The sequence below is a fragment of the Pyramidobacter piscolens W5455 genome (assembly GCF_000177335.1).
GTDB lineage: Bacteria > Synergistota > Synergistia > Synergistales > Dethiosulfovibrionaceae > Pyramidobacter > Pyramidobacter piscolens.
In genome coordinates this window covers 1-20446 of record NZ_ADFP01000011.1, presented here as the reverse complement: position 1 = coordinate 20446, position 20446 = coordinate 1, and the positions used below count along the sequence as shown (strand labels likewise).

Below are 20446 nucleotides of genomic sequence, written 5' to 3'. Positions count from 1 at the left end.
TGTTGTTTTCTCTCATGTGCGGGCATTTCCCGTCTGCTAGAATCAGGGCGTAACTTCCGGAGGCGTCCGTAAGTCCTCCGGCGGCAAAGGAGGTTCGTGTTCATGAAAAAAATATCGGCGTCGAGCGTCGCCCTGCTGACGATGCTGTTCTTTTTGTCGGCCGCGCGTCCTCTGCCGGCAATGAGCGTCAATTTCTACGGCCTGTCGGTCGAGATCCCCGACGGCTGGTCCTTCAGACAGGGCGAACAGGTCCTGATCTATAATCAGAACGAAAGCGCGGCCGTCATCGTCGATCAGGCCGCCACCACCCAGAGCGGCACCGTCAAGAGCGTGGCCGAAAATCTGGCCGACGCGGTGGGCGTGAAAAAGAACGACATCCGCCGCGACAAAAAAGGCTCGCTGCGCCTGGATTTCGTCCAGAACGGCGAGCCGGTCAACGTCCGCGTGCTGGAAAGCCGCGGGCGCATCCTCATGGTCTACGTCTTCGGCAAAGACTCCGAAGCCAACGACATCGCCGCCTCCATCGGCGAAAAAAGCGCCGCCGGCCATTGACCGTGCGGCGACAAAAATACGCTGCGAAAGGGTCGCTTTGTCCCCTTTCCGCAGCGTATTTTTATCCGGCGCGCGAGCCGCCGCCCGAAGGCGGGCTGAACGTGACTCTTGGCCGTCTGTTTTGCCCCGCTTCGTTTATAATAAGGCCGTTTTCACGCCTCAAAATTTACGCTCTCAAGGAGAATCATCGATGACAGATCCTTTTCGGACAAAAGAATCCGCTTTCTGCGACTATGCGGAACAAATCATGGCGGCCCATCGCGCCCGCGGCATTGCCGTCGCCGTCGTCGATCGGCGCGGTACGGCCTATCAGAAATTTTTCGGTTCCCGCGACGCGGCGCGACGCCTGCCCGTCGACGAAAACACGATCTTCGGCCTGGCCTCGGTGACCAAGTCCTTCACCGCGCTGGCGCTGATGCAGATGGCGGAAAAAGGCCTCGTCGATCTGCAGGCGCCGGCGTCCGCCTACTGCCCGGAATTCAAAAACGCCGGGCAGGCCCCCGTGAGCGTGGCGCACTTCCTGAGCCACAGCGGCGGCTATTTCCCCATGCCGCGCGCGTTGCTGCCCGACCTTTTGAAAAAACTGGGCGTCGATCCGCGCTCGCAGGAAACGGCTTACGACGACCGCGTCGCGCAGGCGGCGATCGAGCTGGTGACGCAGGCCATGGACGATCCCGCGCCGCGGCTGGGGCGCCCCGGCGAATACATGAGCTACTGCAACGACGGCTACGGCATCCTCAGCGACATCGTGCGCCGCCGCGGCGGCGAAGGGTCGTACGCCCGCTACGTGGAGCGCCGCATCCTCGCGCCGCTCGGCATGAACCGGAGCACCTGCGGATTCCTGCGCCCCGCCGCCGACGCCGACACGTCGCTGCTGTACAGCGACGACCTCGGCGTGAGCGAGGGCAACCTCGACTTTTACCGCAGCGCCTTTGTACTCAACGGCGGCGGCGCGATGAAATCCACGCTGGGCGACATGAAAAAGTATCTGCGCATGTATCTCAACGGCGGCCGCGGCGAAGCGGGCGCGATCGTCGCGGAACGGAGCGTCCGCGACATGGTAAGCCCGCGCGTGGCGGCGAAGCATCATCAGTTCTACGGCTACGGACTGAGCGTCGGCTTCATGCGCGACCTCACGGTGTACCGCCACGGCGGCAGCCTGCCGGGAGTTTCCTCGCACATCGCCTGGTCGCCGGAACTCGAACGCGGCGCGGTCGTGCTGTGCAACACGCAGAACGTCCCCGTCTCGCTGATCGCCGACGCGCTGCTCCGCATCGCCGCCGGCTGGGAGCCGCAGCCGGAAGACCTCTGGACCGACTGCCCCTGGGAGCCGGAAGTCATTGAGGCCGCCTGCGGACGCTACCGCTCCGGCGAAGGCGCGGAGGTCGTCATCGAAAGGGACGGCAGCGGCATTTCCGTCCTCAACGACGGCAAACCGGCGAACGTTCGCATGGTGCGCGGCCGCATGGCGCTGCTGCGCAGCGGCTTCGCCGTATCCGAGCTGCGCCCTTGCTTCAGCGAAGACGGAACCGTCTGGGGCCTGCGCCTGAACGACCGCATCGTGCCGAAAGTCGGCTGATCTGCGGCAGAGTTTTTTGAACAGATTTTTAGCCCAAGTATTTTCTCATCCGATAATTTTCCACAGCAATAAAGGATCCCGTACAAAGCAAAGAAAGGAACTCCGCGACGGGAATGGCGTACCAGACGCCGTCTGTCCCCCAGAACTGCGGCAGGATGTAAAGCATCGGGATCAAGAAGACGGTTTGGCGAAGCACGCTGAGCAGCAGCGTCTTCTTCGGCTTTCCGATCGACTGAAAATACACCTGTCCGACCGCTTGGACGGTGGCGAGAGGAAACAGCAGCGTCAATTTTTCCAGACCGTCCGCGGCGTAAGACATGATCCGTCCGTCCCCGTTGGTGATGGCCGACATCACTTCCACTGACTGGAGATGAAAGAGCAGCCAGCCGCCTATACCGATGAGAAAGGCGAGGAGCAGAGATTTGTAAAGAGCTTCTCTTGCCCTCGCGTAAAATTTCGCTCCATAGTTGTAGCCGATAATCGGCTGACTGCCCTGTCCGATCCCGAAAACCGGCATCAGAACGGCGGAATACGTGATGTTGATAGCGCCGTAAGCGCCGACCGCGAAATAGTTTTCATAGCGCAGCAGCTGATTGTTCGCCGCCGCGGCGATCAGCGAAGAAACGACCTGGGTGAAAAACGTGGAGAGCCCAGCTATGTAGATATCCAGCGCGTCGCGGTATCGTAACTTTAAATTTTTCAGACGGACGCCGTATGCCGTCGTCTTTTTCAGCAAGAGCCGCAGCAGGCACAACAACAGGATGAACTGCGAAATCACCGTGGCCAGCGCCGCGCCGCCGATCCCCATGTCGAAAGGAAAGAGAAAGACGAAATCGAGGAGAACGTTGAGCAGCGCGCTGACAGCTGTGAACAGCATCGCCTCCGTCGGATAGCCGATCACCCTGTTTATGTGGTACAGCCCCGTGCCCGTTATCATGAACGGCAACCCACACGCGATCACGATCAGATACTCTCTGCCGTAAGGGATGGTGCTGCCGCTGGCGCCGAAAAAATACAGCACGTCGTCAAGAAATGCGGATACGCCCAAGAAGACGACGGCCGAGGTCGTCGCCAGAGTGACCAGCGCGCCGCCGATCAGCTCTTCGACCCGCTGCGGCCGTTTTTCTCCCATTTTGATCGCAATCAAGGAAGCCGCGCCAATGCCGATCCAGGTTCCGAAAGCCTGCAGCACCAAAAAGACCGCGCTGGCGACGCTCATACTCGAGAAAGCTTCCGCGCCAACGGCATAGCCGATGAAGATCCTATCCGCCAAGTTGTAGACGGCATTGACAAGCATACCTACCGTCGCCGGCACGGAATGATAAAATATCAGCTTGACGATATTGTCTCTGCCCAGATCCATTTTTTCCTCCCGCAAAGTTCTCCATGATGCGAACGCCGTTTTATACTCGGACGACACGAAGATTCTCGGATGCTCTTGTCTTGCCGCATATATTGCTGCCGTTCATGTCTTTCTACAGAATATTCTACATGAAAAATCCCGCTGATCAAAATGACCAGCGGGATTTTTTCGCAGCTCGCCCCCGTCGGCGAAACAGCCGAATTTTGCTTCGCGTACGGTTCCGGAGATAGCGGTTATTCGTAAAAAACGCTGTTCAGCGGGTTCAGCGTGCCGTGATAGAATCCGTCTGCGCCTTTGAGATCCTTGTTGGTCCCGTAGAGCGTGTCGGCGATCGCCAGACAGCACCAGGGATTCAGTTCGTCGATGCGTTCGCAGAGACGCGCGTAAATTTTAGCGCGCTCCGGCCCGTCCTCGGTCACGGCTCCCTGTTCGAGAAGTTCGTCCACTTCTTTGTCCTTCAAGCAGACTCGGTTCGTCGAACCGGCAAAACGCGAGTGCATGGCGGTCTTGATGTAGGCATCGGGGTCGGGGTTGACGCTGGAACCCCAGCCGATCATGAAGACGGGAAGATTGCCGTTCTTGAGCTGTTCGAGGAAGCTGCCCCACTCGAGCACGTTAATCTGCACGGTCACGCCGATGTCGGCGAGCATGGACTGAATGATTTCCGCGTAGTTGCGGCGCTGCTTGCTTTCGTTCGTGTAAAGGGTAAACGAAAGATTGGGCACGCCCGCTTCTTCGAGGAGTTTTCGCGCCTTGTCCGGATCGTATTCCGGAGCGGCCAGTTCGGGGAAATAGTTGTGGATCGGCAGCAGCACGCTGGTCGGCACGACGCCGAGCCCGTGGTAAACGACGTTCAGAGCGGCTTCGCGGTCGATGGCGAGGGTGATAGCCTTGCGGATCTTGGGGTTATCGAATGGCGGGATCTGAGTGTTGAAGCCCATGTAGGTGAGCGCCAGCCCGGGATTATGATACACTCTGACTTTTTCTTCGTTTTCAAGGCGTCTGAAGTCGCTGTTGGGGATGTCGTAGATGAGATCGACGTTTCCTGTCTCAAGCTCGATAACTCGGCTGGCGGGTTCGGGGATGGTGCGCATGATCAGGCTTTTGAAGCGCGGCTTGAGACCCCAGTAATCGTCGAATCGCTCAAAAGAGACGTGATCCCCCTTGAGCATTTCCGAAAATTTGAAAGGCCCCGTGCCGACAGGATGCCGGCCGTAATTGTCGCCTTCGGCTTCGACGGCGTTTTTGTTCATGATGTAGCTGGAAGAGTGGTTCAGGTAAGAGAGAAAGGCCGCCATGGGGGACGTCGCTTTGACTTGGAAGGTGTAGCGGTCGATGATTTTGAATCCGGCGGGGTCGATGTTTGCGCCGTAAGCTTTGACGGCCGCCGCTTTGGGCGTCGTCATGCGGCGCAGCGTGAAAACGGCGTCTTCCGCGGTCAGCTCGTCGCCGTTGTGGAACGTGACGCCTTTGCGCAGAGTGATCTCGTAGGTGAGAGGATCCAGCTTTTTCCAGCTCTCGGCGAGGCAGCCGATCAGTTTTTTGTCGCGAGAGAAGTCGAAGAGCGGCTCGTACATCTGGATCATATAAGTGCTGGAGACCGTGTCGCTGGTCATCTGCGGATCGAAAGACTTCGCGTCGGCAGGCATACCGACGGCCAGCCGGTCTTTTCCCGCCGCCCGGGTGCAGCCGACGAGCAGGAAGCAGAGAAAAAGCGCGCAGAAAATCGTTTTGGAATGTTTTCCGTTCATGAGTTTTTCCTCCCGATAAAAAATTTCTTGGCGATAGACCGCCGATTCTTTCCAGATATGAAAGCAGGTGTCGAAAACGATTTCGGCGCCTGCTTTTTGTTATCGGTGAACCTTATTCGTAATAAACGCGGTCCAGGCGGTTGATCGAGCCGCGGTAGAAATTCTCCACGCCCTTCAGGTTCTTGTTCGCGCCGTAAAGCGTGTCGGCGATCGCCAGGTAGCACCAGGGGTTCAGCTCGTTGACGCGGTCGCAGAACTTTCTGTAGATCTCCGCGCGCTCGGGGCCGTCGGGGGTGACGGTGCCCTTGTCAAGCAGCTCGTCGACCAGATCGTCCTTCAGCCAGACGCGGTTGGAGGGGCCGGCGAACTTGGAGTGCATGGCGGCCTTGATGTAGGCGTCGGGATCGGGGTTGATGTTGTCGGCGGCCCAGCCGATCATGAAGACGGGCAGCTTGCCGCCCTTGAGCTGTTCGAGGAACGTGCCCCACTCGAGAACCTGGATTTTGACGGTGATGCCCAGGTCGCCCAGCATGGCCTGGATGACTTCGGCGTAATCCTTGCGCTGCTTGTTCTCGTTGGTGTAGATGGTGAACTCGAGGTTCTTGATGCCGGCCTCTTCGAGCATTTTTTCGGCCTTGTCGGGATCGTACTCCACCGGTACGGGATCGGGGAAGTAACTGTTCACGGGGATCAGCGGGCTGGTGGGCACGCGCCCCAGTCCCTTGTAAACGACGTCGAGCGCGCCCTCGCGGTCGATGGCGATGGTGATGGCCTTGCGGACTTTGGGATTGTCGAACGGAGGCGTCTGCGTGTTGAATCCCATGTAGGTGATGGAAAGGCCGGGTTTGTTGTACACGGCGACCTTGCCCTCGTCCTGCAGGCGTTTGAAGTCGTTGTTGGGGATGCCGTAAGCGATGTCGATGTTGCCGGTCTCGAGCTCGATGACGCGGCTGGTGGCCTCGGGGATCGTGCGCATCAGCAGCTTCCCGTAGCGGGCCTTGTCTCCCCAGTAGTCCTCGAAACGCTCGTAGGACACGTGGTCGCCCTTGAGCTTTTCCACGAACTTGAAGGGGCCGGTGCCGATCGGGTGTTTGGCGTAATCTTCGCCGGCGGCTTCGACGGCGGCCTTGCAGAGAATGTAGGCCGACGAATGGGTCAGGTACGAGAGGAAACCGGCCATCGGCGAAGTCGCTTTCACCTGGAAGGTATAGCGGTCGATGACTTTCAGGCCTGAGGCGTCGATGTTCGCGCCGTAGGACTTGACCGCCGCCGCCGCGGGTGTGGTCATGCGGTTCAGCGTGAACACGGCGTCGTCGGCGGTCACTTCGGCGCCGTTATGAAACTTGACGCCTTTGCGCAGCGTGATCTCGTAGGTCAGATCGTCGAGCTTCTTCCAGTTTTCGGCCAGGCAGGGGACCAGTTCCTTGTCCTTGTTGATCTCGATCAGCGGCTCGTACATCTGGATCATGTAGGTGCTCGACGTGGTGTCGTTGGTCATCTGCGGATCCAGCGACTTGGCGTCCGCCGCCATGCCCACCGTGATGGTGTCCTCGGGAACGGCCGCGGCCGCGCCGCAGAACATCAGACCCAACGCAAGAACAGCGCACAAAACGGAATACCTCTTCAAATTCATGAACACACTTCCTTTCACAATGATAAAGTCCATGGAAACCGCCCCGCCGGCCCATGCCGGCGAGGGAAAAACCTGTGGGAAAAACTCTCTCGCTATACGGTAGCGCCCGTCCTCGCGCCGATGAACGCGAGCGCCTCGGCGTAAATCTTTTCGTCGGGACAGTACACCCGCATCAGCGTGCCGCGTTTCCCTTTGAGGACGATCACGCGCAGGCTGTCAATCCGCTGCGCCTTCGTCACGTCCTTCCATAAAGCCCGGCGTTCCACGCTGCGGATGGGATCTCGTACCGGCTCGATAGGATAGGCCGTGAAGCGCAGCGCCCGCCATTCCAAAGCGCGCGGATTGCAGCGCATGTTTTCGCACAGGACGGCGTCGCGGCCGCAGCGGTACAGCGCCGCGTAGCGGTTGCGCGTGATGACGAAGCAGACCACGCCGTAAAAGCCGATGAAGATCAACGAGAGGAACGAAGCGACGGCGGCGGCGCCTTTGTAATGCGAAACGTCCACGTATCCGCCGAGGACGAACTGCGTCGCCACCAGCGCGCCCCATGAGACGACCCAGGCGATCGCCAGCAACGTGAAAAAATCGAGCAGGATCAGCGGATTCGTTCCCAGCGGCACGCCGGCGAACCAGCGCAGCGTCGCGTCGTCAGAGTCCTGCGGACGCGGCGGCAGGGGCGCGAGGTCAGGCATGAAGCCGCAAGTCCCGCGCGAAGTGGCAGGCCACGAAGTGGGACGGCTCGATCTCGCGCAGCTCGGGCGTCTGCGCCATGCAGACGTCCTGACGGTAAGCGCAGCGGCCGGCGAAGCGGCACCCCTGCGGCGGATTGACGGGGCTGGGCACGTCGCCTTCGAGAAGGATGCGTTTTTTCTTGCGGTTCAGCCGCGCCACGGGAATGGCCGAAAGCAGCGCCTGCGTGTAGGGATGCACGGGATCCTGGAAGAGACGGAGATTGTCGGCCTTCTCCACGATCTGGCCGAGGTACATGACGGCGATCTCGTCGGAGACGTAGCGCACGACGCTGAGGTTGTGGGAGATGAACAGGTAGGTGTAGCCGCGCTCCTTTTTCAGTTCGCCGAGCAGGTTGAGGATCTGGGCCTGGATGCACACGTCCAGCGCCGAGACGGGCTCGTCCAGCACGATGAATTCGGGATCCAGCGCCAAGGCGCGGGCGATGCCGATCCTCTGGCGGCGTCCGCCGTCCAGCTCGTGCGGGAAGGAGTTCGTCAGCCGTTCCGCCAGGCCGACCGTGTCCATCAGCTGCTTGACTTTGTGATCCAGTTCGGAGCGGTGGGAATAGGCCCTGTTGATCACCATCGGCTCGGCGATCAACTGCGAGACGGTCATGCGCGGATTCAGCGACGAAAACGGATCCTGAAAGACGATCTGAGCGTGCTTGCGGAACTGGGCGCGCTCGGAAGGACCGTACTTGAGCGAGTCTTTGCCGTTGAAAAAGATTTCGCCGTCCGTCGCGCCGATAAGGCCGATCACCACGCGCCCGAGCGTCGATTTGCCGCAGCCCGACTCGCCGACCAGTCCCAGCGTTTTGCCGCGGGGGATCGAGACGGTCACGTCGTCCACGGCGTGAAGCTGGCCGCCTGCGACTTGGAAGTATTTTTTCAGGCGCCTGATCTCGACGATGGGGTCTGTCTTTTCGATTGTGCCGGTCATGCGCGCGAACCTCCCTCGTATTGATGCGGGAAATAACAGTCGATGAAGTGGCCGGGCTCGATCTCCCTCATGCCGCAGGGCTTTTCAAGACATTCCGCCTGCGCGTAGGGGCAGCGGGGCGAGAAACTGCAGCCGCGCGGCAGATTGGTGGGATCGGGCGGCAGCCCCTGGATGACGGCGAGCTTTTCGCCGATCGGGCTTTCGAGGTCGGGAACCGCGTCGAACAACCCCTGCGTGTAAGGATGCAGCGGATTGCCGTACAGATGCTGGATGTCCGCGTACTCCACAAGACGTCCCGCGTACATGATGGCGACGCTGTCGCACGTTTCCGCGACGATGCCGAGGTCGTGAGTGATCAGCAGCATCGAAGTCTTGACCTGCTTCTGCAGCTCTTTGATCAGCTCCAGCACCTGCGCCTGGATCGTCACGTCGAGCGCCGTCGTCGGCTCGTCGGCGATCAGCAGACTGGGCTTGCAGGCCAAGGCGATGGCGATGCCGACGCGCTGGCGCATGCCGCCGGAAAACTGATGCGGATAGTCCTTCGCCCGTTCGGGACGGATGCCGACAAGGCGCATCATCTCCAGCGCGCGCTCGCGGATCTCGCTGCCTTTCAGGTCGGAGTGGAGCGAGATCATCTCCATGATCTGCTCTTCCACCGTCATGATCGGGTTCAGAGACGTCATCGGATCCTGGAAGATCATGGCGATCTCGCGGCCGCGCATGTTGCGCAGTTCCGCTTCCGTCATCTCGCGCACGTTCTGCCCCTTGAACCAGATCTCGCCGCTGGTGATCTCGCCGGGAGGCGACTGGATCAGCTGCAGGATCGCCAGCGCGGTCGTCGTCTTGCCGGCGCCCGTCTCGCCGACGAACCCCAGCGCCTTGCCCTCTTCCAGCTGCATGTTGAGATGGTTGACGGCGTGGACGACGCCGGAGTCGGTGTCGAACTGAACGGTCAGATCGCGGATATCGAGAAGTTTTTTCTGAAAGTCTGCCATGTTTTACGCTCCGTTTATCGTTTCTGCTTGGGATCCAGCGCGTCGCGGAGCCCGTCGCCGATGAAGTTCAGGGCGATGATCGTGACGACGATGGCGATGCCGGGGAACATGCTGAGATACGGGCTGCTGCGCAGGTAGTCGCGGGCGCTCGACAGCATGCCGCCCCATTCGGGGTAGGGAGGCTGGATGCCGAGGCCGATGAAGCTCAGCGACGCCGAGGACAGGATCGCGCTGGCGACGCTCAGCGTCGCCTGGACGATCAGCGGCGCGCAGCAGTTCGGCAGGATATGCAGCACGATGATGCGGAAATCGCTGGCGCCCATGGCCCGCGCCGCTTCGACGAACTCCATCTCCTTGACCGAGAGCACCGAGGCGCGCAGCAAGCGCGCGAACCGGGGCACCGAGGAAATGCCGACGGCGATCATCAGGTTGAACAGACCCGGCCCGAGCGCCGCAGCGATCGCGATGGCCAGCAGCGTCGAAGGCACGGCCAGCTGCACGTCCATCAGGCGCATGATCAGATTGTCGAGCTTGCCGCCGTAAAAACCGGCGATCGCCCCCAGCGATCCGCCCACGAGCAGCGAGATGGAGACGGCGACCAGCCCTACCTGCAGCGAGACGCGGGCGCCGTAGATCAGGCGGCTCAAAACGTCGCGCCCGAACTCGTCGGTACCGAGCAGATACTTCGCGTTCGGCGCCTGCAGCGTTTCGCGCAGATGCTGGCGCGAATATTTGAACGGCGCGATGTAATCCGCAAAAACGGCCACGAAGATCAGCGTCAGCACGATCGCCAGCCCGATCATGGCCAGATGGTTTCTTCTGAGACGCACCAGCGTCAGGCGCAGCATGCTGTTTTTCTTGAGAAGCATCGAAAAAGCCCTCCTAGCGGTACTTTGCCTTGATGCGCGGATCGACCCAGGCGTACAGCAGATCCACGGCCAGATTGATGAAGCAGAAAACCAGCGCGATGTACAGCACGCCGCCCTGAACCACGGGGAAGTCGCGCATCTTGATGGACTCCACCATCAGACGGCCGACGCCGGGAATGGAGAACACTGTCTCCGTCAGGATCGCGCCGCTCAGAAGGCCGCCGAACTGCATGCCGACGATGGTCAAAATCGGGATCAGCGCGTTCGGCAAGGCGTGACGCCAAATGATGACCGATTCGCGCTGCCCCTTGGCACGCGCCGTGCGCACGTAGTCGGACTTGATGACTTCCAGCATGCTGGAACGGGTCATGCGCGTGATCACGGCCAGCGTGCCGCCGGACAGCGTGAAAACCGGCATCGCCATTTCGGCGAAGGTGGTGAAGCCCGAGGGCGGCAGCCAGTTCAGCTTTACGGAAAAGAGCAAAATCAGCAGGACGCCCAGCCAGAAGTTCGGCATGGCGACGCCGATCAGCGCCAAGACCATCGACACCGAATCGAAGATCGAATACTGCCGGATCGCGCAGATGATGCCGAAAGGCAGTCCCAGCGCTACGCCGAGCACGACCGCCCAGAAGGCGAGCTTCAGCGTGGTGGGGAAACGAGTGAGGATCTCCTCGCTCACCGACGACTTCGTAACGTAGGAATCGCCGATGTCGCCGTGGAGCAGCGCCTTGTAGCAGTAGCGCCCGAACTGCACGAAAAACGGGTCGTCAAGCCCGTAATTCTTGCGGAACTGCTCGACCGCCTCCTGCGGCGCGTCCTCTCCCAGAGCCATGCGCGCCGGATCGCCGGGCGTGATGTAGAGCAGCGTAAAGACCAGCAGCGCCACGCCCGCGAGAACGGGGACAAGCAAAATAAGCCTTCGTATCGTGTACTTGAGCATACGGTTCTCCCTTCCCTTTGCCAAAAAAAATTATTTCCGCACAAACGCCGCCGTTTGTGTTTTCCCCGTCAAATAAAACGGCCGCTCCCGTTTTCGAAAAACGAGCGAAAGCGGAGCGCCGTCTGGAGTTCATGAAAGGCAAGCGATGTTATCGAAATTAGATTCTTAACGTAAAATTTTACTTTGTCATGTTTGTGTACAGTATATCATAAAGCTATAAAAAATGCATTACGGTCCCATAGGCGTCTTGACAGCACATAAAAGCCTTAGTAATCTAATAAAACAGTTTGCTGGCCGATGGCTGAGACGTCCTGAAATCAGCAAGCGAGAAGAGTATGTTATATACAAATATACAGCGTCAGCGCGACGAAAAGTGGAAAATTTTATCTTGTGGATCAGGAGTTGAAGAATGTGGCGCGAAATTATTTCATCCATAACGCGAAAATTTGCGACGGGACCGGAGCGGCGTGGTTCCGGGGCAGTCTAAGAACGGAAGACGGAAAGATCGCCGCCGTCGGCCGCGGCGTCAAAGCCGGCCGGAACGACGAAACGGTCGAAGCCTCGGGGCTCATGCTCGCTCCCGGCTTCATCGACATCCACAGCCACGCCGATTTCGGCATGACCTACAATCCCGAGGCCGCCAACATTATGCTGCAGGGCGTCACTACGGTGATCATGGGGCAGTGCGGCATCAGCCCCGCGCCGATCTGCCCCGAGCGCAAGGCTGAACTCGACGAGTACGCCGGCGTGACCAAAAGCGGTCGTCGCGTCGACTGGGACTGGAACAGTTTCGGCGAATGGCTGGCGCGCCTCGACCGTCAGCCGCTCGGCGTCAACGCCGGTTCGTTTGTCGGTCAGGGGACGGTGCGCCTCTGCGTGATGGGCTTCGACAGCCGCGACCCTTCGCGCGAGGAACTGGAACGGATGCGGGCGCTCGTCGGACAGAGCATGGAAGAGGGCGCGTTCGGCTTGAGCAGCGGCCTGGCGTACCCTCCCGGAATTTACTCTTCCGACGAAGAGCTCGAGTTCGTCGCCGGCGGACTGACGAAGCGCCGCGGCCTGTATCTGTCGCACATGAGGAATCAGGCCGACAAGTCGCCGGAGTGCGTGCGCGCGACGATTAACGTGGCGCGCGTCAACCGTATCCCGGCTCAGGTCGTGCATCTCAAGGCGCGCGAGAGCGACCGTCCCGGCATGGCCGAACATCTTTTTTCCATCATCCGCGCCGCCCGCGCCGAGGGGCTGGACGTCACCGTGGACCAGTACCCTTACACGGCGGCCAGTTCCAATCTGCGCTCGCTGATGCCCAAATGGGTGCATTCGGGCGGCGTCGCCGGCATCGTGAAGCTTCTTTCGGATCCCGAGGCGCGGCGGGCGCTGCACGACGAAATGGCGGACTCGGAACGCTGGCGCAAGACGATGGAGCACGGCGGCGGCGCGAAGGGGATCGTGCTCGGCGAGCTTCCGCTCACGCCCGAATACCGCGGCATGAACCTCGAAGACGCTGCCCGGAAGATGGGGACCGATCCGCTCGACGCGCTGCTCGAAGTGATCCTCCGCAATCAGGGCGCCGATCACGGCGTTTACTTCACGATGACGGAACAGGACGTCCGCAACGTCATCGCCGATCCGCTGGTGATGATCGGCTCGGACGGCGCGGTCGCCGCGCCGGAAGAGTTCGTGCATCCGCGATACAGCGGCACGTTCCCGCGCGTTCTCGGACGTTACGCGCGCGAGCTGAAGCTCTTCTCCATGGAAGAGGCCGTGCGCAAGATGACGTCGCTGCCCGCGGCGCGCCTCGGCCTGAGCGGCAAGGGGATCCTTCGTCCCGGCATGGACGCGGACCTGGTGCTCTTCGATCCGGAGACGGTCGCCGACCGCGGCACGTACGAACGCCCCATGACGCCGCCTGTCGGCATCGAAGCCGTATGGGTCGACGGCCGCCTCGGCGCCTGCCGCGGCAAAACGACCGGCGAGCGCGCGGGGCGGGTTCTGCGTTACTGGACGCCCGACGACGAATGAAACTTTTTTCGAAAAAAACGAATCGCCGCGGACGGATTCCCTATAGGGATTCTCGCTCGCGGCGATTCATGAATAAATTCTCTTGATCTCTTATGAAACGGCACGTTCCGACGCGGCGGCCGGCTCGGCGTAAAACGTTCCGCGTCCCGTCACGCCGGAACGAATCAGGCGCCGATCTTGTGACCGTCTTTGAAGGCGGCGCCGGCGCGCTCGCCGATGACGCGGTACGCGAAAGCGGCGGGATCGTAGCAGAGGAACTCGCCCTTGCCCAGATCGACGTGCCCTTTTTCGTCGAGGATCGACTTGTCGGCGCTCATGTTGACCACCTCGCCGACCACGCGGGTGCCGCCGAACTCCTCGCTGACGCTGACGAGCCGGCACTCCAGCGTCAACGGAAAGTCGGTGATGACGGGCGCGTCCACGTGAGCGCTTTTTTCCACATGCGCTCCCGTTTGGGCGATCTTGTCTTCCTTACGGCGGGAGACGAGGCCGAAATAATCGGCCATGACGAGGTTTTTGCGGTCGGCGAAACTGACCGTGAAAGCTTTTCTCCGTTTGATGTTGTCGGTGGTCAGATGTGAGTTGTCCAACTCGACGTGGACCATGTCGTTGTCAACCTGTCCGCCCCAGGCGGCGTTCATGGCGTCGGGGCGCCCGTCGTCGCCGTAGGTCGCGATGATAAGCACGGGCAGCGGCGTGACGATCGTTTGCTTGCCGAAATCCTTGCGCATAAAAATCATCCCTTTCATGATATGACACCTTTCCGAATCCATTATAGGGGAAGCTGTCAAGCTGAAGCGGGCTCGAAGTTTTGCCCCGCGCGCCTTTTGACAGCGCCGCCGATATGGAGTATGGCAGGCGGAAGCGGTAAAGCGGCGGCGCTGCTTTCCGTACGAAAGCCTTTTTGTGAAGGAACTTTGCGGCGAGCCTTTTTTATTTTTGCGCCCATGCATTATAATGTGAACATGAGCATCCATCGATTGGACGGTGAGAACATGACCATTCTGGACAGCATCTTGAAATCCATAGGGCTGATGCGGATCAGAAATCTCCCGCCGCCTCCCGCGCCGCTGCCGCCTCAGCCGCTTTCCGAAGCCGAAGAGGAGATCCCCCTCAGCGATGAAGAGCGCGAGGAAGTGGAGCAGTGGGCGGGCTGGGCCGCGCAGATGGGCGACATCGTCCCGCAGCGGCTGGAAGTGGTCGAATTCGATTACGAGCCGTCCGTTCCCGCCGCGGACAAAGCGACGGGAGCGGAAGAGCCTGCGGCGGCGGAAGACGTTCCTCCCCGAGCGGAACCGGTTGCGGACGAAAAAAACGCGGCGGACGGCGAGCCCCGAAGCGCCGCCCGCGCCGCGCAGAAGCGCGTGGCGGTCTCCATGCTCAAGGGCGGCGTCGGCAAGACCACGATCACCTGTTTCATCGCCACGGCGATCCAGAAAATTTGGGACGAAGAAAAACGCGACGGGCGCCTGCTGGTCGTCGACACCGATCCGCAGGGCTCGGCGACCGATTTCTTCCTGCGCGCCGAGGACGTTCCCGCCGACCTCAGCCTGCGCGCCCTGCTGGATCCCCAGCCCTATGCCGGCAATCCCGAGCTGCTGATCCGCTCCACCCGCTATGCCAGCGTCGACATCCTGCCGGCCCACCCTTCCGCGGCCGACGTCCTGCCGGCGGCGGAGGGCGCGCTGGAAGACCGACTGGCGCACTTTCTCGACCGCGCCGCGCGGGAATATCAGCTGGTGCTGATCGACACGCCGCCTTCGGCGACGCTGGCGTTGAAGAACGCGCTGCTGGCCGCCAGCGACGTGCTGCTGCCGATCGACCCGAGCCGCCAGTGTCTCAAAACCCTGCCGCATTTTTCCGCGACGCTGGCGGAGTACAAACACCGCAACCCCGGCCTGCGCATCTGCGGCGTCATCTTCTCTCGCTGCGACCGACGCCAGCGCCTCGACCGCGAAATCCTCGCGGCGGTGACCGAGCAGCTGGCCAAAAGCGGCATCCCGCTGTACGAAGTGCCGCGCCGCGCGGCCGTAGCCGACTGCTATAACCGCTTCCTCGGCGTCGAGGGGCTCGAGGCGAAAGAAAAGGAAGCGCTGGCGGTCTTCGGCGAACTGGCCCGGCAGACGCTTTCGCTGCGGGACTGACAACGGAAAGGCGGTGCCGTGATATGGAAAAAGATTCCTTCAAACTGGACAAAAACGTCGCGGAAGCGCTGCAGAGCTTCGCGGCCTTCAATCAGCGACCGGAAACGCCCCCCGCGGCGGCTGAGAGCCCATCGCTCGAAGAAGAACCCTCGCCCGTCGCCGCGGAACCGGCCGAATCCGTTCCAGCCGCCGCAGCGCCGACGGTCGAGGCGCTTTCGGGACAGGATGCCGTGTGGGACTGGTACCAGGCCATGAAACCCGGCGTGATGAACAAATTCGACTGGCTCGTCATGCTGAGCTGCCAGGCCGCCCGCAGCGGCGGCGTCATCGTCATCGACGAGCTGGCCGGAAAAATGAGAGTGCGCGCCGACAAGCTGGCGCGGGCGCTGAACGAGCTGGCGCTGGCCGGGTGGATCACCGTGCTCCATACCGAGCGTGGCGGCCGCGGCCGCACCATCAGCAAGACAATTCGCGTGAACAGAACGCCCGCAAAGTAAACGCGCTGCGGCGAAACTGAGGGATTGACATCCTCCTGTATTGTGGATCAAAGTGATTGAACGGCTCTAACAGGCGCCCGTCTGGCGCGTAAAAAATTCCGCGGCTTTTCTCACACGCCGCGGAATTTTTGTATACTGGATTTTCGGTGCGCGTTTCTCGATAACGAGAACGGCGGCTTTTGACAACGTCGTGTCGGATGAATTTGGGCGAGCGGGCGGCGTTGATTCAATTTCGGCGGCAAAATTCCCTTGACAAATAAGCGCCCTTGTCGTAATATTCTTTTCAAATAGATTGTATACAAACAAGCGTGAGAGCATCGCCTCGCAATTCTGATGGGCGTTTTTCGTTTTGTGCTCTTGAAAAAACGCGGCAGACGGCGAGCGATGAATGACGGGCGGGCAAAAAACTTTTGCCCCCTGTTCGCGTCGGTCGCTTTTTTGTATACGGGTTTTTATGACAGGGAGGCGTCGTCATGTTGGATTTGAACGAACTGTGCGGCATGAGGGGCAAAAACGCCGTCATCACGGGAGCTGCGTCGGGGCTGGGGGCGGGGATCGCCCGCTTCTTCGCCGACGCCGGCGTGAAGGTGATGCTGCTGGACATCAACGAGAAGGGCGGCGAGGAAGTGGCCGCGAAAATCAGGGCCAGCGGCGGCGACGCGGCGTTCATGCGCTGCAACGTCACCAGTCAGGCCGACTGCGCCGCGGCGGCCGAAGCGGCGTTCCAGCGCTGGGGCAGCATCGACAGTCTCGTCAACTGCGCGGGAGCGACCCGCCGCCGCACGGTGGAAGATCTCGAAGAAAAAGACTGGGATCTGGTGCTGAACGTGACGCTGAAAAGCGTTTACCTGATGTGCCACAATGTGGTGCCCTACATGAAGAAGCAGGGGCACGGCAAGATCGTCAACATCGGTTCCGGTTGGGCTTTGAAGGGCGGCGATCAGGCCGTGGCGTACTGCGCATCCAAGGGCGGCGTATGGAACATGACCCGCGCTCTGGCGATCGACTGTGGCCCTCATAATATCAACGTCAACTGCGTTTGCCCCGGCGACAGCGACACGCCGATGCTCAAGAGCGAATGCGAGCAGCTGGGCGGCACGTACGACTCGGCGTTCAAGGCTTCGTGCGCGGCGCGCCCGATCGCCCGGCTCGGCACGCCGGAGGACGTGGCGATGTGCGTGTTCTTCCTGTGCAGCGGCATGTCGCCGTGGGTCACGGGTTCGGCGCTGGTCGTCGACGGCGGCGGCATCGCCTAGCGCGCGGCGCGTGATTTTTCGAGGAGGTCTTACGATGTCGAAACGGAATTATCCCTACATTCCCAACTCCGATCCGGCCGTTCAGGCCGAGATGCTCAAGTTCATCGGGGCGGAATCCATCGACGAGCTGATCGGGCAGAACATTCCCCGGGAGCTGCTCATGAAGGAACCGCTCAAGCTTCCGCAGCCCTACGCGGCGGAATGCGATCTTGTCCGCCACGTGTCGGGCATCCTCGCCAAGGACAAGACGGCCAACGAGATGACCAGCTTCCTCGGCGCGGGCTGCTACAACCGCTACGTTCCCGCGCTGGTGGACGAGGTGATCAACCGCTCCGAGTTCCTTTCGGCCTACGCCGGCGAGCCGTACGAGGATCACGGACGCTTCCAGGCCTGTTTCGAGTACGAGAGCATGATGGCCGAGCTGTTGGACTGCGACGTGGTCAACGTGCCCAATTACGACGGTTCGCAGGCCGCGGGCACGGCGCTGCGCATGGCGACGCGCGTGACGAAGCGCGACGAGGTGCTGATCCCCTCGACGCTGAATCCCGACGTGGCGCGCGCCGTGAAGACGTATCTGCATCCCGACGTGAAGGCGACCTCCGTCGCCTACGACCGCACGACCGGCCGTCTCGATCTGAACGATCTCGAGGCGAAACTGAGTGATAAAACCGCGGCGGTAATGGTGATGAATCCCAACTTCTTCGGCGTCGTCGAGGAAGAGGCGTCTCGGATCGCCGATCTGGCGCACGCGGCCGGGGCGTTGTCCGTCGTTTACGCCGAACCTTCGACGCTGGGCGTGATGAAGCCGCCCTTCCAGTACGGCGCCGACCTTGCCTGCGGCGACATCCAGGCGCTGGGCATCCACATGAACTACGGCGGCGGCGTGGGCGGCTACATGGCCGCCAAGGACCGGCCTGAGATCGTGCGCGAGTATCCTTCGCGCCTGTTCGGCCTGGCTCCGACGACTCACGGCGAATGGGGCTTCGGCGACGTGATGTGGGAGCGCACCTCGTTCGCCGTCCGCGACCGCGCCAAGGAATTCGTCGGCACGCACGCGGCGCTGTGGAGCATCGGCGCGGCGGTGTACCTCGCCAGCCTTGGGCCGAAGGGCATGCAGGAACTGGGCAAGACCATTTTGCAGCGCAGCCTGCTGCTGCGCAAACGTTTGGCTTCCGTAAAAGGGCTGACGGTCTGCCCGCTGAGCGGCGCGACGTTCCAGGAGTTCGTCGTGCGCTTCGAGAACAAAACGGTCGCCGAGGTCAACGCGGCGCTTTTGAAAAAGAATATTCTCGGCGGCTTCGATTTGAGCCGCGACTTCCCCGAGCTGGGACAGTGCGCGCTGCTGTGCGTCACCGAGCGCACCGGCGAAGACGACGTGGACGCGCTGGTCGAGGCGCTCTCCGAAATTCTCGCCTGAAGGACGGAAAGGAAGGATCGTTATGGATAAAATCGCGGATAAAAGAGACACCCGACTTGACCGTTTCCATCAGGCGAGCTGGAACGAGCCGATCATTTACGAACTGAGCGTCAAGGGCGAGCGCGGCGTGCTGGTCCCAGAAGTTTCGCCGGCCGTCGCGGCCGAAGTGGGCGACGGCGTTTCCAGCCTGCCCGAAAATATGAGGCGCGAAAACGCGCCCGACCTGCCGGAGATCGGCCAGCCGCAGCTGGCCCGCCATTACAACCATCTGGCCCAGGAAAACCTCGGCGTGGACAGCAACATCGACATCGGCCAGGGCACCTGCACGATGAAGTACAGTCCCAAGGTGGACGACCGCCTCGCCGGCTGTCCCAAGGTGGCCGACATGCACCCTCTGCAGCCCGACGGCACGGCGCAGGGCATTCTCGAAATCATCTGGCGTCTGGGCGAGCTGTTCAGGGAAATTTCCGGCCTCGACTGCTTCAGCATCCAGCCCGGCGGCGGCGCCCACGGCATCCTCGCCATGGCGTCGGTGGTGCGCGCCTATTGGGAAGCGAGGGGCGAAAGCGACCGCGACACCGTCGTCACCACGTTCTTCTCGCACCCTGCCGACGCGGCCTGCCCGATCGTCAAGGGGTACAAGGCCGTCGTGCTGCCGCCCGACGCCGAGGGCCTGCCCGACATCGAAGCCTTCAAGGCGACGCTGAAAAACAACAAAGTCGCCGCCATCTTCATGACCAACCCTGAGGATACGGGCATCTTCAACCGCCGCATCCGCGAGTTCACGCGGCTGGCCCACGAAGCGGGCGCGATCTGCTGCTACGACCAGGCCAACGCCAACGGCCTGCTCGGCATCACGCGCACCGTCGAGGCCGACTTCGACATGTCGTTCTTCAACCTGCACAAGACCTTCTCGTCGCCGCACGGCTGCGGCGGCCCAGCCGTCGGCATGGTGACCTGCCGCAAAGAGCTGCGCGATTATTTGCCCGCGCCGCTGGTCGAACGCAACGAGGAGAAAGGCTATTTTCTCGATTTCGACCTGCCCCGCAGCTGCGGCAAGGTCAAGTCCTTCTGGGGCGTCGCGCCCGTGGCGGTGCGCGCCTACGCTTGGATCATGAGTCTGGGGGCGGAAGGGCTGCGCGAGGTGAGCAGGGTGGCGATCCTCAACAACAACTACTGCATGAAAAAAATCCTCGCCATCAAGGGCGCGTCGATCAGTTTTCCCAATCACAAACCGCGCATCGAACAGGCCCGTTACAGCTGGGAACGGCTCAAGAAGGACACGGGCTTCGGCACCGCCGACTTCTCGCGCCGCATCCCCGATTACGGCACGCATTACTGGTCGAGCCACGAGCCGTGGGTGATCCCCGAACCGTTCACGATCGAACCGAGCGAGTCGTATTCAAAGGCCGACCTCGACAGATACTGCGATATCCTCGCTTCCATCGCGCGCGAGTGCTACGAGCGGCCCGAGGTCATCCGCGAAGCGCCGCTGAACAGCACCGTGCACCACATCAGCCACGACTATTTCGACGACCCCGCCAAGTGGGCGCTGTCGTGGCGCAATTATAAGCAGAAGTACGCAGGCTACTTCCAGCCGAAAAAGAAGTAGATGAAGATCGGCTTTTTCGTCAATCCCGTGGCGGGAATGGGCGGTCCCGTGGCGCTGAAGGGCACCGACGGGGCGGAAACACTCCGCCGCGCCCGCTCCCTCGGCGCCGTGCCCCGCGCCGCGGAGCGCATGGCTCAGGCGC

The 20446-nt window shown here is 61.3% G+C and carries 17 protein-coding genes; 8 read left to right on the top strand and 9 right to left on the bottom strand.

Going from position 1 to position 20446, the window contains the following annotated elements; all coding sequences use genetic code 11:
- Window positions 1-102 precede the first annotated feature (102 nt).
- A complete protein-coding gene (locus HMPREF7215_RS00770) occupies window positions 103-552 on the top strand; it encodes a hypothetical protein (protein WP_040549983.1) in 450 nt (149 codons plus the stop codon).
- 190 nt (window positions 553-742) lie between these two features.
- Window positions 743-2131 carry a serine hydrolase domain-containing protein gene (locus tag HMPREF7215_RS00765; RefSeq protein ID WP_009163645.1) on the top strand — a complete coding sequence of 463 codons (1389 nt, stop codon included), beginning with the start codon at window positions 743-745 and terminating at the stop codon, window positions 2129-2131.
- Window positions 2132-2159: 28 nt separating this feature from the next.
- Here the strand turns inward: HMPREF7215_RS00765 and HMPREF7215_RS00760 are convergent, their stop codons facing one another.
- The 8 genes from HMPREF7215_RS00760 to HMPREF7215_RS00725 all read right to left on the bottom strand — a co-directional run bounded on the left by HMPREF7215_RS00760 (window position 2160) and on the right by HMPREF7215_RS00725 (window position 11356).
- Window positions 2160-3494, bottom strand: coding sequence for an MATE family efflux transporter (locus tag HMPREF7215_RS00760; RefSeq protein WP_009163644.1), 1335 nt, complete (start codon window positions 3492-3494; stop codon window positions 2160-2162).
- Window positions 3495-3727: 233 nt separating this feature from the next.
- Complete coding sequence (locus HMPREF7215_RS00755) at window positions 3728-5245, bottom strand: ABC transporter substrate-binding protein (protein WP_009163643.1); 1518 nt, start codon at window positions 5243-5245, stop codon at window positions 3728-3730.
- Window positions 5246-5357: 112 nt separating this feature from the next.
- A complete protein-coding gene (locus tag HMPREF7215_RS00750) occupies window positions 5358-6878 on the bottom strand; it encodes an ABC transporter substrate-binding protein (RefSeq protein ID WP_040549981.1) in 1521 nt (506 codons plus the stop codon).
- A gap of 92 nt (window positions 6879-6970) precedes the next feature.
- The gene (locus HMPREF7215_RS00745; protein WP_009163641.1) at window positions 6971-7570 is read right to left on the bottom strand and encodes a hypothetical protein; all 600 of its coding nucleotides are present in this window, start codon (window positions 7568-7570) and stop codon (window positions 6971-6973) included.
- Window positions 7563-8549: an ABC transporter ATP-binding protein gene (locus HMPREF7215_RS00740; RefSeq protein ID WP_009163640.1), complete on the bottom strand. Its 987-nt coding sequence runs from the start codon at window positions 8547-8549 to the stop codon at window positions 7563-7565. Before HMPREF7215_RS00740 ends, HMPREF7215_RS00745 begins: the two co-directional genes overlap by 8 nt.
- The gene (locus tag HMPREF7215_RS00735) at window positions 8546-9544 is read right to left on the bottom strand and encodes an ABC transporter ATP-binding protein (RefSeq protein WP_009163639.1); all 999 of its coding nucleotides are present in this window, start codon (window positions 9542-9544) and stop codon (window positions 8546-8548) included. Before HMPREF7215_RS00735 ends, HMPREF7215_RS00740 begins: the two co-directional genes overlap by 4 nt.
- 14 nt (window positions 9545-9558) lie before the next feature.
- Window positions 9559-10413: an ABC transporter permease gene (locus tag HMPREF7215_RS00730; protein ID WP_009163638.1), complete on the bottom strand. Its 855-nt coding sequence runs from the start codon at window positions 10411-10413 to the stop codon at window positions 9559-9561.
- Between the two features lie 13 nt (window positions 10414-10426).
- On the bottom strand, window positions 10427-11356 hold the full coding sequence (locus tag HMPREF7215_RS00725) for an ABC transporter permease (RefSeq protein ID WP_009163637.1): 930 nt from the start codon (window positions 11354-11356) through the stop codon (window positions 10427-10429).
- A gap of 411 nt (window positions 11357-11767) precedes the next feature.
- Between HMPREF7215_RS00725 and HMPREF7215_RS00720 the strand changes: the two genes are divergently transcribed.
- Window positions 11768-13378, top strand: coding sequence for an N-acyl-D-amino-acid deacylase family protein (locus HMPREF7215_RS00720; RefSeq protein ID WP_009163635.1), 1611 nt, complete (start codon window positions 11768-11770; stop codon window positions 13376-13378).
- 164 nt (window positions 13379-13542) lie between these two features.
- Here HMPREF7215_RS00720 and HMPREF7215_RS00715 read toward each other — a convergent pair whose 3' ends face one another.
- Window positions 13543-14127 carry a flavin reductase family protein gene (locus HMPREF7215_RS00715; protein ID WP_009163634.1) on the bottom strand — a complete coding sequence of 195 codons (585 nt, stop codon included), beginning with the start codon at window positions 14125-14127 and terminating at the stop codon, window positions 13543-13545.
- A 246-nt stretch (window positions 14128-14373) separates the two neighbouring features.
- Here HMPREF7215_RS00715 and HMPREF7215_RS00710 point away from each other — a divergent pair, with 246 nt between their 5' ends.
- The 5 genes from HMPREF7215_RS00710 (at window position 14374) to gcvPB (ending at window position 20304) form a co-directional block, all read left to right on the top strand.
- Window positions 14374-15522, top strand: a complete 1149-nt coding sequence (locus HMPREF7215_RS00710) for a ParA family protein (protein ID WP_040549978.1) — start codon at window positions 14374-14376, stop codon at window positions 15520-15522.
- Window positions 15523-15545: 23 nt separating this feature from the next.
- Window positions 15546-16019, top strand: a complete 474-nt coding sequence (locus HMPREF7215_RS00705) for a hypothetical protein (protein WP_009163632.1) — start codon at window positions 15546-15548, stop codon at window positions 16017-16019.
- 473 nt (window positions 16020-16492) lie between these two features.
- Window positions 16493-17275 (top strand): SDR family NAD(P)-dependent oxidoreductase, encoded by a 783-nt coding sequence (locus HMPREF7215_RS00700; protein ID WP_009163629.1) that lies wholly within the window; start codon window positions 16493-16495, stop codon window positions 17273-17275.
- Between the two features lie 34 nt (window positions 17276-17309).
- The gene (gcvPA, locus tag HMPREF7215_RS00695; RefSeq protein WP_009163628.1) at window positions 17310-18692 is read left to right on the top strand and encodes an aminomethyl-transferring glycine dehydrogenase subunit GcvPA; all 1383 of its coding nucleotides are present in this window, start codon (window positions 17310-17312) and stop codon (window positions 18690-18692) included.
- A 22-nt stretch (window positions 18693-18714) separates the two neighbouring features.
- Complete coding sequence (gcvPB, locus tag HMPREF7215_RS00690; protein ID WP_009163627.1) at window positions 18715-20304, top strand: aminomethyl-transferring glycine dehydrogenase subunit GcvPB; 1590 nt, start codon at window positions 18715-18717, stop codon at window positions 20302-20304.
- Window positions 20305-20446: the final 142 nt, after the last annotated feature.

Coding starts and splice junctions, on each gene's coding strand:
- HMPREF7215_RS00705 (WP_009163632.1), top strand. CDS start 15,546: ATGGAAAAAGATTCCTTCAAACTGGACAAAAACGTCGCGGAAGCGCTG.
- HMPREF7215_RS00755 (WP_009163643.1), bottom strand. CDS start 5,245: ATGAACGGAAAACATTCCAAAACGATTTTCTGCGCGCTTTTTCTCTGC.
- HMPREF7215_RS00760 (WP_009163644.1), bottom strand. CDS start 3,494: ATGGATCTGGGCAGAGACAATATCGTCAAGCTGATATTTTATCATTCC.
- HMPREF7215_RS00740 (WP_009163640.1), bottom strand. CDS start 8,549: ATGACCGGCACAATCGAAAAGACAGACCCCATCGTCGAGATCAGGCGC.
- HMPREF7215_RS00730 (WP_009163638.1), bottom strand. CDS start 10,413: ATGCTTCTCAAGAAAAACAGCATGCTGCGCCTGACGCTGGTGCGTCTC.
- HMPREF7215_RS00710 (WP_040549978.1), top strand. CDS start 14,374: ATGACCATTCTGGACAGCATCTTGAAATCCATAGGGCTGATGCGGATC.
- HMPREF7215_RS00725 (WP_009163637.1), bottom strand. CDS start 11,356: ATGCTCAAGTACACGATACGAAGGCTTATTTTGCTTGTCCCCGTTCTC.
- HMPREF7215_RS00765 (WP_009163645.1), top strand. CDS start 743: ATGACAGATCCTTTTCGGACAAAAGAATCCGCTTTCTGCGACTATGCG.
- HMPREF7215_RS00750 (WP_040549981.1), bottom strand. CDS start 6,878: ATGAATTTGAAGAGGTATTCCGTTTTGTGCGCTGTTCTTGCGTTGGGT.
- HMPREF7215_RS00745 (WP_009163641.1), bottom strand. CDS start 7,570: ATGCCTGACCTCGCGCCCCTGCCGCCGCGTCCGCAGGACTCTGACGAC.
- gcvPB (WP_009163627.1), top strand. CDS start 18,715: ATGGATAAAATCGCGGATAAAAGAGACACCCGACTTGACCGTTTCCAT.
- gcvPA (WP_009163628.1), top strand. CDS start 17,310: ATGTCGAAACGGAATTATCCCTACATTCCCAACTCCGATCCGGCCGTT.
- HMPREF7215_RS00700 (WP_009163629.1), top strand. CDS start 16,493: ATGTTGGATTTGAACGAACTGTGCGGCATGAGGGGCAAAAACGCCGTC.
- HMPREF7215_RS00735 (WP_009163639.1), bottom strand. CDS start 9,544: ATGGCAGACTTTCAGAAAAAACTTCTCGATATCCGCGATCTGACCGTT.
- HMPREF7215_RS00715 (WP_009163634.1), bottom strand. CDS start 14,127: ATGAAAGGGATGATTTTTATGCGCAAGGATTTCGGCAAGCAAACGATC.
- HMPREF7215_RS00770 (WP_040549983.1), top strand. CDS start 103: ATGAAAAAAATATCGGCGTCGAGCGTCGCCCTGCTGACGATGCTGTTC.